Origin of the sequence: Mucilaginibacter sp. CAU 1740 (genome assembly GCF_039839285.1) — a bacterium.
GTDB lineage: Bacteria > Bacteroidota > Bacteroidia > Sphingobacteriales > Sphingobacteriaceae > Mucilaginibacter.
The window spans coordinates 100541-112644 of the sequence record NZ_JBDOQS010000019.1 but is presented as its reverse complement, the minus strand read 5'-3'; the positions used below and the strand labels follow the sequence as shown (position 1 = coordinate 112644).

Sequence of the window (12104 nt, the reverse complement as noted above, 5' to 3'; positions counted from 1 at the left end):
GAACGGTACAGGGCGGATTTGTATAACCCCCTGCTTCCGTGCGATTGCTTCGTGCCTCGCAATGATGTGGAGGAGTAGTCAACCTTTAGTTATCGCCGGTAACCAACCACTCACCCAATCAACTCAACCAACCACTCACCACCCCCACAACAACTTTTTCACTTAGTTAACACAACGTGAACCCAATTTTTTATGTTTGCGCTTCCTAAAATAGCCCCATGGAATTTGAAAAATTAGCAGCCCAAATTAAGGTAGAAATAGCCAAACTGGATACCACCCCCGAAGTTGACAAGATCAACAAGGTGTTTGATGAAAAGATCCGCAAGGTAGAGGAAGCCCGCCGCGAAAAGCTGGCTACCGTGCCTGATAACAGCGTTGAAAAGAAAAAACTCATCGCCGCCCTCGAAGCCCTTGGCGAAAAATGGGTTGAACCGGCGAAGAAGAAGGCAAAGGAATAAGCAGTTTTTTTAAAAGCATTGAAGGTTAGCCGGGTTGGGCTGACCTTTTTTGTTTACAATCCATCGTATCCTCAAACGTTTGATGCTCACTAAAACATACTGTTCAATTTTTGAAAGTGTAAACACTTTGCATTTTTTTCAAAATTTAACACCTGATAATCAGTTGGTTATAAATTTATAAAACTGTTCAAAATTCGATATTGAACAAATTATATTTGATAATCAGGTCTTTATAAAATTTGATTTAAAAACATTGAACACCCCGTTTTTAAAAATTGAACACTGACAAAATACTGTCACCATCCTGGCCTTTTTTAGTGGGTAAATTTGAGTGCCTTTCATGATTGCCGGTAGGTTGGCGGCAAATAACGATGGATGTTTCCTGCTTTTTAAAGGGTGGGATTAGGCGGTAATTTTTATGAACCATACTTCAGAGAAGCCTTTGGTTGTTCAGGTGATTCGGCAGGAGGGGAGGGAATTTGCGGATAAGCTTGCGCGGAAAGGGCTGTATGTTAAGTCGGACCCGGAGGCTGTGGTTGAGTTGTTTGATATTTACCAGGCCAATGAGTGGATGGCTATGGAAACCGAACACGAAACCCCGCAAATGCTGTTTGGTAACTTCTGGCTGGAGGGCGAGTTGTGCATCCTGTTTGCCGATACCAATATGGGCAAAAGCCTGCTGGCTGTGCAGCTGGCCGACAGTATTACCCGTGGCGAACGCATCGCTCCTTTTGAACTTGGAGCCGAACCCTCGGCGGTGTTGTATATTGATTTTGAGCTTACCGGTAAGCAGTTTGAACAACGCTATACCGACGGGCAAAACCGTTATCAATTTGCCTCCTGGTTTTATCGCGGCGAATACAACCAATTTAACCGTGCAACCTCGCATTATAATAAGCAGTTTGACAAGTATGTTATTCAGGCTTTAACGCGAGGCATTAAGCGTACGGATGCCCGCGTACTCATTATTGATAATATCACTTGCCTGCGCAATGGAACCGAAAGCGCCGGGGCAGCCTTGTTACTGATGAAGGAATTGAAAAAGCTTAAAACCCGCCACGGGCTGAGTATCCTGGTGCTGGCCCATACGCCTAAACGGAACCTGCGACTGCCGCTTAGCCGTAACGATTTGCAGGGCAGTAAAATGCTGATCAATTTTTGCGACAGCGCTTTTGCCATGGGCGAAAGCCATGCAACACCCGGCCTACGGTATTTAAAGCAAATAAAGCAGCGTAGCACCGCCGAAACCTATGGTGCCGATCATATATGCCTTGCTCAACTGGAGCGGCATAACGGCTTTTTAAAGTTTGTTTTTACAGGCAATGATTGCGAGAAAAACCACCTGCGAGATACTTCCAGGCAAGAACGTGAACGGATGCGCCAGGACGCTAAGAAATTAAGCGATGAAGGTTTGAGCCAGCGGCAAGTGGCAGAGCGGCTTGGGTTGAGTGTGGGAAGTGTGAATAGAATGCTGAATAACCGTGTTTAGATTTTTATGGAGACGCGGATGCACAGTTTTTGATAGCACCATGCACTCGCGTCGAATCAAGACTATTGCAGCTGTTTAATTATCGATCTGAAGTTTTCTAAACCTGCTTCTAAGTTTTCCATAATATCTAAAGCTAAAACATCAGGATCGGGGAGGTTATCTAAATCTGCCAGCGATTTATCTTTGAGCCAGGTGATATCTAAACTTGTTTTATCACGGGTTATAATTTCATCATAGCTATATTTTCGCCAGCGTCCGTCTGGGTTCGTTTCGGCGTTAAATGTTTCGGAACGTTTATGACGATTGGCAGGCTGATAACAATCGATGAAATTCTGTAAATCTTCTAATTTTAGCGGATTCTTTTTTAGTGTGTGATGAACATTGGTACGATAATCATAGTACCAGATTTCTTTTGTCCATGGTTCTTTTGCAGATGGTTTCGCATCGAAGAAAACTACATTAGCCTTAACACCATTGGCATAAAATATACCTGTAGGTAAACGGAGTATAGTATGCAGATCGGTAGTTTCTAATAACTTTTTGCGTACCAGTTCACCGGCACCGCCTTCAAACAAAACGTTATCAGGTAGTACAACAGCTGCCTTGCCCGTCGTTTTGAGCATAGTACGGATGTGTTGTATAAAATTTAACTGCTTGTTACTTGTTGTAGCAAAAAAGTCCTGGCGGTTATAGGTAAGGTCTTCCTTTTCCTGTTCGCCTTCTTCATTGGTAAAAGTCTGACTGCTTTTTTTACCAAATGGCGGATTGGCCAGCACGTAATCGTAAGTGGTGCTGCTTTGCGCTATAAGTGCATCTGCAGGCGAGATGTTGTTATCACTATCAATATCGCCGATATTGTGCAAAAACAAATTCATCAATGCCATTCGGCGGGTGCCGGCCACAATTTCGTTGCCAAAAAAAGTGTGGTATTTTAAAAATTGTTTTTGTTCTTTATCGAGAGTATAGTTCGTTTCGTCGGCAATAAAGTCGTAGGCAGATAAAAAGAACCCGCCGGTACCGCATGCAGGATCTGCGATGGTTTTATTTGGCTCGGGGCGAATACAGGCTACCATGGCGCGTATTAAAGCCCTTGGCGTGAAATACTGACCGGCACCGCTTTTGGTATCCTCCGCATTCTTTTCCAAAAGCCCCTCATAAATATCGCCTTTTACATCGGTATCCATCATGATCCAGTTTTCACGGTCGATCATATCGATCAACCTGTACAATTTAGCGGGATCTTGTATTTTGTTTTGACTTTTGGTAAAGATTTGACCAAGTACTCCTTTCTGTTGTCCTAATTCACGTAGTAACACCGAATAATGTAGTTCTAATTCGGCTCCACGTTTTTCGGTCAGGCTATCCCAATTGTATTCAGCAGGGATGGTTAATTTACGGCTATAGGGAGGTTTGCTATACTCATCGGCCATTTTTAAAAACAGAAGATAAGTGAGTTGTTCTAAGTAATCGCCGTAATTAACACCGTCATCGCGAAGCGTATTGCAGAAAGACCAAACCTTAGATATAATTGCGGATGAAGTCATTTTAATTTTAATTGAGTTTGATAATTACTTGTTAATTGCTTTTTGTAATTATTTCTCCAAAACCTGTTGGTATTAGTTTTTCGTCTTTCATCCACTGCCATGTTGAAAGTATCATAGGCTTTTTAAATTTAACCTTGTCTTCATGCCAACTATAAACTTCCTGCGGTAGCAAATCGGTTGAAAGACTTTTTTGTTCGATAATATAGTTATTCCATATAGCATAAATAGTTGCTATCAATTCAGCAGTATCTGTGTCTGTATCTTTGAGTAGTTTTATAACGAACCCAATTTTGTCACTGTTTGATCGGAAGTATTTTGGATAATCAGTTGTTAATTCGGAGATTGATGTTGATGGCTCATATTTATAACCGCCATTACCAACCTGCGTTTCTTCAATCCAGTTTTTTTGTTTAGCCTCGTTTAAAAAGGCGTATAAGAATTTAGAATCTAACGGCCCTGCTGCTTCTTTTAGATACCGGGTATCAAAATCCAATTGGGCATGTTGCTCACACAGGTATAATATTTTTTGAAGTTTGGTACGGCCGACATAGCCACCTTTTTGAAATGCATAAATGATATGACCTGCCAATACCTTTCGTTGCCAGTTATCATTATTTTCAATTGATACTATTTTAGCCTCTAAGGGTTGCTTGATAGTTTTTACAAGTTTACCTTCAAACGCCTTTTTTAAAATAGTTTGCCGTAAAGCTTCGGCTTGCCGCAGGCTGTTAGTTATGCTTTCTTCTATTTTATCACAGACACTTAAACGGCTTTCGAGAGACTGCACTACATTTTGTTGTTCGTTTAATGATGGAAGTGACAGACGGAATTTTTTTATAGAAGCAATACCTATATTAGCCTGAGTAGTTTCAACAACATAATTCCTAATTTCGTTTGTGGTATGAGGTGATAGAGAATAAAGGTATAAGTATTTAGCAATTACGATATTTGTATTGGGCTTAATGATCGCACATGAATAGGAAACTAAAAAATCCTTTTTGAAATCTATTAATATATTTTTTCCTATGGTTCCATAGCGAGGAAAGATAATGTCGCCATACTCGGGTTTTATCTTTCTTGAAAGAGCTAAATAATCTTCTTTGCTTATAAATTTGGCATGATCAAAAGATATTTTCAAATCGTCTGAAAAATCTTTAGTGGAAAGATAAGGATATCCAGTCGGCGTTGTTTTTGGCATTTTATGATCAATGTCGCCAATTTTATAACAAACATCAGAAAATGTGACCCACTTCCAACCCTCCGGCAATTCCCCATCCTTTACATTTTCATTTGTCAACCTACCCTCAAAAGCCCACTTTAAAACCGCCTGCCTGTAAACCTTAAGTTGTTTCTGTGCTGTTTTTAAATTTTCAATACCTTTATCAAGTTCGCTGAAAAGTTCTTCTATTTTCTCTAATATTTTTTTTTGTATTTCTAATTTGGGGATCGGGATTTTTATGTCTCGAACAATAGTCAAATTAACCCTGGCTCTCGTCGTACCTTTAGTAATTAGCTTAAATTGACTCTGCACTATTTCACTATTAATCACATATACTAAATATTGATCAACGACTTTTAATTTACTTGGACGTAATCGCATCAAGTCTGCAACTATTATTCCGAATGGATAATTATCGGGTACTTTACAGCATAAACCCAAAGGCTCGCCCAATTTGGTTATAATTAGATCTCCAGATTTAAATGAATGTCTAATCAAAGATTGTGCTTTTATCTCACTTATAAACGAAATTTTCTTGTCAATAAACCTCCCAGCTTTGATATTTTGAATTTTAAAAACTGGGACGCCATCTTCAATATATTCATCCGCTTTAAGATTAGACCCAAATGGGCCATCCACAAGATCTTGCTTAGGGTTGTCAACCAAGTTGCCCAATGGTTCCCATACCCACCCTTCCGGCAATTCCATATTCTTATCCATTATGCCGCTAATACTTCGTTTAATTCATTAATTATTTCGCCGGTACTATTGCCAAACAACTGCCACATTTTACCCAATCCCCCTTGTTTATTAAACGGATCGAGTTCAAAATCATCCTGCTCCACATGAAAGCTTGATGCTATATAATCTTTAATCATGCGCAGCCATTGCATCTGCTCGTCGTTAAATTTAACTGCTGCACCGGCCTGTTTACTAAATACCCATTGCTGAAAGTTAATATCAACCGTTTTATCATAGGTTGTTAAACTTTCATCAATCCCGCTTATTTTACGGAGCAGCGAAACTAAGGCTATTAATTCATTTTTTGGCTGGTCATTTACTTTTTCCAGTTGGGCAAAAGCACGCCAAATATTAAGTGGGGCCAACAATGGCTTGGTTACCTTTATTGTTTCGGCCAAATCCTTTATCATTTTATACGTAAGGGTACGCCTTTGGTAAGGTTGACCATAAAATAATTGCAGGGCAGTAATTTCGGTTATGTTTTCTGCTATCCAGGTTTTAAAATCCTGCACCAGGCTTTCGGCTATGGCGGTATTATCTTTTACCCAACCTATGTTTAATAATTCGTCGGGATTTATGTGGTCAATTACCTGGTCGTACTGTTTACGGATATCAATAATATAATTACGCAGATCGAAACTGTTAAACACCTGTGTGGCCTGTTCAATTAAGGCATTGTGTTGTACGTTAAAAGCGGCTTCTTTATCTACAGGTGCTGCGCCGGGCATTTGCCTGTCAATTTCGCGGCGAATGTTATCTAAGGTATCCGCATCATGCGCATTAAGCAGTTGCTTAACTACATGAGTAATTGTTTGGCCTTCGGCCTTTTCTGCAAAGGTTATTTTCTCTTTTTCGTTAATCAGTTTATCCAAACGGATAAGGCGGTTGGCCAGTGTGGTAAGCATATCCTCGTCGGTATTGCCCATGTGTACACTTTCAATCATTTCTTTAAGCGATAAACCTGGCTTTTTCTCTAAAGGGCGACTATCGGTTTTCTGGCTTTTTTCAACACCAATGGCATCTATAATTACAAAATGATCTTTAGTGAATTTTGCAGCCGGGGTGCCGGTAAGTTTCAGTTCTTCAATGCTACAGGTACGTGTACCACGGCCTTTCATTTGCTCGTAATAGCTTTTGCTTTTTACATCGCGCATAAACAGCAATACTTCCAACGGGCGTATGTCGGTACCGGTAGCAATCATATCAACGGTAACAGCAACCCGCGGGTAGTAACTATTGCGGAATTGCTGTAGAATGCTTTTAGGATCTTCCTCGCTGCGGTAAGTTATCTTTTTGCAAAACTTATTTTCTTCGGCAAATTCTTCGCGTACTAAATTAATGATATCATCGGCGTGGCTATCGCTTTTTGCAAATATCAGCATTTTGGGCACCTCGAATGTTTCGGGCGTAGTTGCAGTAGCAGGTGTAATCCTGTCTGGAAACATTACAGGCAGTTGCTCTTTTACTGCTTTAATAATTAACCGCAGTTGGTTTGGGTTTACTACTTTATCATCCAGTTGTTTGGCGCTGTATTCTACATCCTCATCCAGCGTATTCCAAAATTGCTTGCGGGTAAGTTTTTCACGCCTACCTATATATTCGCCAAGTTCAATTTTTGAGCCTTGCTGTGTTATTTTGGTAACAATTTCAAACACGTTGTAGGGCACAAGCACCCCATCTTCAACGGCTTTTTGATAGCCGTAATCGCAAACCAGGTTTTGGTTAAAATAACCAAAGGTGCGGTTATCGGGTGTGGCTGTTAAACCTATCTGAAAAGCATCAAAGTAATCCAACACCTGTTTCCACAAGTTATATATACTTCGGTGACATTCATCAACCACCACAAAATCAAAAAACTCCATTGGTATTTTCTGATTATAAACTACGGGCAGAGGTTCTTTAGCTACCCACTTTTTTTCATTAGGGTTTTGTTCTTCGTCGCGTTCATCCAACTCACTTCCCTTTAAAATAGAGTAAAGTCGTTGGATAGTACTGATATAAACCTGGCTATCATTAGGGATAAATGAACTGCTTAAGCGGGTAACGCCATAAAGTTCCGGAAATAAGCGGTTATCATCCTGTGGTTGATAGCGTTTAAATTCCTGTTCGGCCTGTTCGCCAAGGTTTTTGGTATCAACCAAAAATAAAACCTTTTTGGCTTTGGCATATTTTAACAGCCGGTAAATAAATGATATGGCAGTAAATGTTTTGCCCGATCCTGTCGCCATTTGTATCAGCGCTTTAGGGCGGTTTTCTTTAAATGATTTTTCAACTCCTGTTATGGCAGTTACCTGGCAATCGCGAAGGCCATCGGTTTCTAAAACCGGCGTATCATGCAAGCGGCTGCGCAAAGTGCGGCCTTCCTTTATCCATTGCTGAAAAGTTTCGGGACGGTGAAATGTAAAAACAGCCCGTGAGCGTGGTTTAGGATCGCGATAATCAGTAAAGCGGGTTAGTTCGCCTGTGCTTTCGTAAACAAACGGCAGCGAGTCATTATTAAGATATTTGAGTTTGGCCTTGGCGTACTCGGCAGATTGCTCTTCAGCAACAATCAGTTTGTAGCCTTCATCTTCACGTTTAGCCTCAATTACGCCAACCGGTTTTTTATCTACAAATAATATATAATCAGCAGGGCCGGTTTCGGTTTGGTATTCGCGTATGGCTACGCCAACACCGGCGCTAATATTACTTTGCTTTTTGCCCTGAACTATCCAACCGCAAGCTTCCAATTGCTTATCAATATGATCGCGGGCTATTTGTTCGGGGTTTTGATTCATTAGCTAAATAAGGTTTTATAAATATAGTATCATTTTTATAAATACCTAATATTATAGTAATATCTGGCCTCTGCGCGTAGGCCGCGTTAGGGATTGCAGCGGAAAACCCACAGCCCGTGCAGGCCTTCGGGCGCAATGGCCGGGGCGAGGATTTGTAGCGTAAAGCCCGGGCCGCAGGCAACGCCCTTAGTCAGTTTGCAGTTATGGGTTTGCAGTGAGTTTATTCCCCACGTCATTGCGAGGTACGAAGCAATCGCGAACTTTACAGGGAGGATTTGCATGGCCGCTCGGCTTCCGTGCGATTGCTTCGTGCCTCGCAATGACATGAGGGGTAACCTGCCAACTGATTACTGCATCGCTACAACCTTATACAAAATCCAATCGTCGGTTTCGTACACGCGTTTGTAGTTGATACCGCTGTTTAGGCGGCGAATTTCGGGGATGTATTTGTCGTTGAGTTGGGTATAGCCGGTGAAGGGGTTTTTGGGGGTGGCTATCAGTATGTAATCGTCGTAACGGTATGGGGTTTCTATGGCGCTCAGAAACTGCTCCAACTGGTAGGGCAGGGTGAGTTGCTTTACGTTATTGGTAAATGCGGCTATTGGGTAGGCTACGGCATCGTCCATCAGGATGTGCATGCCTGTAGGCAGGCTGTTAATGTATTTGGCTATTTCCTGGCTTTCGGCCTGATCTGATACCGGCTGACGCTCGGTTAGGGTGGTGATAAAGCGGCGCTCGTCTGTTATTAACGAGTTTTTCAGAAATATGTAGCCGGTGTATAGCTGTAGCAGTATTACCAGGCTGAGGCCTATTTTAACTGTTGTTTTTTTGCGGATGGTGTGTACCTTAAAAATCATGCACAGCAGGGCGGCAAATAAAAATATAAGGTAGTACTGGTAGGTGAGGAAAAGCTTATCGTATTTGATGTGCAAAAACTCAACAAAGCCAAACAGGGTTAATATGGTGAGTACATGGTAAGTACTTTCGCGCAGCAGGTACAGGCCAAACAGTATCAGCGGACAAAAACACAGGATCCGTAACGATATCAGGATGCTGAGTTCGGGCAGTTGGTAGTTTACGGCGGTTGAGGTGGTATCGTAGTTCAGTTTATCAACCAAAACCGTCCAGGTAGCCAGCGGACTTTCGCTAAAGTAATTTAAATCCGAGGCATGGGTTTGGTTTAACAGCTTATAACATATTAACGATGCTATGGGCAGCACAAACAAAATTACGTAAATGGCAAACGTTTTATTGATGAGCTTACGCCTTAATGATGGGCTGTTGAAACTCATAAACAAACGGAAAATGGATTCCTTTTCGCCCAGGTTTAAGCTGGCCAGCGTAATGGATAACACCAGCGGAATGAAGAACAGCGTGAGCCAGATAAAGCGGTAATCGCAAAAAATGAGCATTACCAAACACATACTGGCTACAGATACGTGGAAGGTGGTGTTTGAGCGGTAAAACTTTAACAGGTTTAAAAAAAACAGGTACACAAAGGCTACCACCAAATAAATGGCTTTGCCAGAGCAGGCCATGTATAATATGCCGGGATGCAGTAAAAACAGAAAGGCCAGCATCACCAAATAAAAATCATCCTTAACGCGGATAACGAACGAGCGCGATATGAGGTAAAACAAACCCGCCGTACCCAGCGCCGATGCTATTACCGGGGCAAGGTAGCTGTTAATGGTTGAAAATATAAAGGTAGAGTAAAAGGGCAGCAGCGGTGCTGTTAAGCCCATTACTTTTAGGCGGTTGCCCAGCCCCTCGAAAACTATTTTGGTTTTTTCGATATAAAACAGGCTTTCCTGGTTGTAATAGCCCAGTTTATTAAGGTATACGCCTATAATGAGGTACCAGGCTGCAAGTACCAGCGAAAATAAAAACAGGTATGTACTTTTGGTAATTTTCATTTAACAACGTTGGTTGGGTTATTAACCTTACTTAAGCCGTGGTTGGTTTTTTCCCAGTAAAACGGATTGGTGATGAGCTGGTAAAGGCCCATATAGGCGGCTATTGAGTGCATTAACCAGTAAATAGGGCTGGCAATGGCAAACAAAATAAGCTCGAAAAAGCGGCGTTTAAACACGGCCATCATGTTGATATATATCATGAGGATATTACCTACCATGAGGTTAAATATGGAGATGAACAGCACCCAATCTGGAAACAAACTGCGGATGGTTGAAAAATCGAATATCAGGTAGCATACAAATATGCCCAGCAATATGGGGTATATTAAAAACGTTGCTGATGTAGCGCCGATAAAAAAGTTAAAGCCCAGGAAGCCTTTCCAGCCAATTTTGCGGATAAGCGCTATTGGGTTACGCATGTGTACCAGGTAGGTTTGCATGTATCCCTTAATCCAGCGCGAACGCTGGCGGATCCAGTTCCAGAAGTGGTTGTTGGCTTCTTCGTAGGTAGTGGAGTTTACAATGGCTACTTTATAGCCTTTGGCATAGGCGCGCACGCCAAGGTCGGCATCTTCGGTTACGTTGAAGGGGTCCCAGGCGCCAAGCTCAACCAGCACGTCCATTTTAAAGTGGTTACTGGTGCCGCCAAGCGGGATGGGGATGTCAAGCGTATCTAAACCGGGCAGCATATAATCAAACCAGTACGAATACTCGAGGGTAAACATACGGGTAAGGAAGTTCTCGTTACGGTTAAAGTAGTTTAGCGCGCTTTGGATACAAATATAGTTTGATGGCAGTTTATGAAACAGGGCCACCACTTTTTTAAGCTGATCGGTATCGGGAATATCCTCGGCATCGTAAATAGTAAGGTATTTACCACGAGAGAAATGCAGACCGTAGTTACAGGCCTTCGGCTTGGTTTTAGGCATGTGGAAGGGCACCACAATAACCTCAAACACGGCCGGGAAATCGAGGTTTTTAACCGCGCCCAGGGTTTTGTTATCATCTTCCTCAATCAGCAGTTTAATATCCAGCTGCTCGCGCGGATAATCCAAACTCTGTAAGTTCCAGATGAGTTTTTTAATCAGCTTATCTTCTTTATAAACCGGCAGCAGGATGGTGTAAACCGGCAGTTCATCGTGTACTATTTTACGCAGATCATCCTTAGTAACAGCCTGGTGCAACTCGAACCGCGAACCAACCAATGCAAGGAACAACTTAAACACAATAGCCACCAAAAAGAACGCGCTGATAGCTACGTTTAACCCGATGGATACGTTTTTAAAGTTGAGGAACAGGCCGATGGTGATCAGCATGATGAGCGCGAAGATAAACACCAGCTGCGGGGTGGTAAAAGTGGTTGAGGCCGAGCTTTTAGGGTCGCGCTTTAGGAGTTCAAAAACGGAGGCTTTTACATATTTTTCGCCGATGAGTTTGTGGCTTAGCCAGGTTACTTCAAGGTCGGATGCTACGATAACTTCCGGCTCGAGATCGAAGGTAAAGCGAACAAAATCGAGGAAAAGCTCGTTGCTTGGGTCGGCCATAATGGTAACCACCCGGTTGTTTTCGATACGGAGGGGCAGGCCCAGCTGATCGTTGGCAAACTTGAGGTCTACTTTGGCGAGTACTTCTTTATCAAAGGCTTCTTCACGAATTTCAGCAAAGTTATAACCTGCGTTGGTGATAGAGCGTTCGAAGTTTTTGCGGGAGATATAGCCGAAGTTAAGGGCTATTTTGAGGTATGACATACCCGAGCGTTCAGAAAAAGCATGGATCTTTTCCTGGTCGGCGTGGGAAATGAACCCATCGGCAACCAACATTTCGGGAATTGAAATACTCAGTGTTTGCATATTTGCCTCACCTAAATCCTCTCCAAAGGAGAGGACTTAAGCTCCATTTTTATTAAATCCTCTCCAAAGGAGAGGATTTTGGTTTAATTTATTATCCTCTCCAAAGAAGA

7 protein-coding genes are annotated in these 12104 nt (G+C 42.2%); 2 read left to right on the top strand and 5 right to left on the bottom strand.

What is annotated here, in order from left to right; all coding sequences use genetic code 11:
• Nucleotides 1–218 precede the first annotated feature (218 nt).
• Both AAFN85_RS30150 and AAFN85_RS30145 read left to right on the top strand, forming a co-directional pair.
• Nucleotides 219–458: a hypothetical protein gene (locus tag AAFN85_RS30150; RefSeq protein WP_347531688.1), complete on the top strand. Its 240-nt coding sequence runs from the start codon at nt 219–221 to the stop codon at nt 456–458.
• A gap of 418 nt (nt 459–876) precedes the next feature.
• Nucleotides 877–1947 carry an AAA family ATPase gene (locus tag AAFN85_RS30145; protein ID WP_347531687.1) on the top strand — a complete coding sequence of 357 codons (1071 nt, stop codon included), beginning with the start codon at nt 877–879 and terminating at the stop codon, nt 1945–1947.
• 62 nt (nt 1948–2009) lie between these two features.
• Here AAFN85_RS30145 and AAFN85_RS30140 read toward each other — a convergent pair whose 3' ends face one another.
• The 5 genes from AAFN85_RS30140 to AAFN85_RS30120 form a co-directional block, all read right to left on the bottom strand.
• Nucleotides 2010–3491, bottom strand: coding sequence for a class I SAM-dependent DNA methyltransferase (locus tag AAFN85_RS30140; protein ID WP_347531686.1), 1482 nt, complete (start codon nt 3489–3491; stop codon nt 2010–2012).
• Nucleotides 3492–3522: 31 nt separating this feature from the next.
• The gene (locus AAFN85_RS30135) at nt 3523–5430 is read right to left on the bottom strand and encodes a restriction endonuclease subunit S (protein ID WP_347531685.1); all 1908 of its coding nucleotides are present in this window, start codon (nt 5428–5430) and stop codon (nt 3523–3525) included.
• Nucleotides 5430–8228, bottom strand: a complete 2799-nt coding sequence (locus AAFN85_RS30130) for a DEAD/DEAH box helicase family protein (RefSeq protein WP_347531684.1) — start codon at nt 8226–8228, stop codon at nt 5430–5432. The genes AAFN85_RS30135 and AAFN85_RS30130 overlap by 1 nt, the downstream gene beginning before the upstream one ends.
• Before the next feature lie 347 nt (nt 8229–8575).
• A complete protein-coding gene (locus AAFN85_RS30125; protein WP_347531683.1) occupies nt 8576–10144 on the bottom strand; it encodes a hypothetical protein in 1569 nt (522 codons plus the stop codon).
• Nucleotides 10141–11994, bottom strand: coding sequence for a glycosyltransferase (locus AAFN85_RS30120; protein ID WP_347531682.1), 1854 nt, complete (start codon nt 11992–11994; stop codon nt 10141–10143). Before AAFN85_RS30120 ends, AAFN85_RS30125 begins: the two co-directional genes overlap by 4 nt.
• Nucleotides 11995–12104 lie beyond the last annotated feature (110 nt).

What these genes read in the sequence shown, in the direction of transcription:
- AAFN85_RS30130 (WP_347531684.1), bottom strand. Translation starts at nt 8,228, where the DNA reads ATGAATCAAAACCCCGAACAAATAGCCCGCGATCATATTGATAAGCAA.
- AAFN85_RS30125 (WP_347531683.1), bottom strand. Translation starts at nt 10,144, where the DNA reads ATGAAAATTACCAAAAGTACATACCTGTTTTTATTTTCGCTGGTACTT.
- AAFN85_RS30140 (WP_347531686.1), bottom strand. Translation starts at nt 3,491, where the DNA reads ATGACTTCATCCGCAATTATATCTAAGGTTTGGTCTTTCTGCAATACG.
- AAFN85_RS30120 (WP_347531682.1), bottom strand. Translation starts at nt 11,994, where the DNA reads ATGCAAACACTGAGTATTTCAATTCCCGAAATGTTGGTTGCCGATGGG.
- AAFN85_RS30135 (WP_347531685.1), bottom strand. Translation starts at nt 5,430, where the DNA reads ATGGATAAGAATATGGAATTGCCGGAAGGGTGGGTATGGGAACCATTG.
- AAFN85_RS30150 (WP_347531688.1), top strand. Translation starts at nt 219, where the DNA reads ATGGAATTTGAAAAATTAGCAGCCCAAATTAAGGTAGAAATAGCCAAA.
- AAFN85_RS30145 (WP_347531687.1), top strand. Translation starts at nt 877, where the DNA reads ATGAACCATACTTCAGAGAAGCCTTTGGTTGTTCAGGTGATTCGGCAG.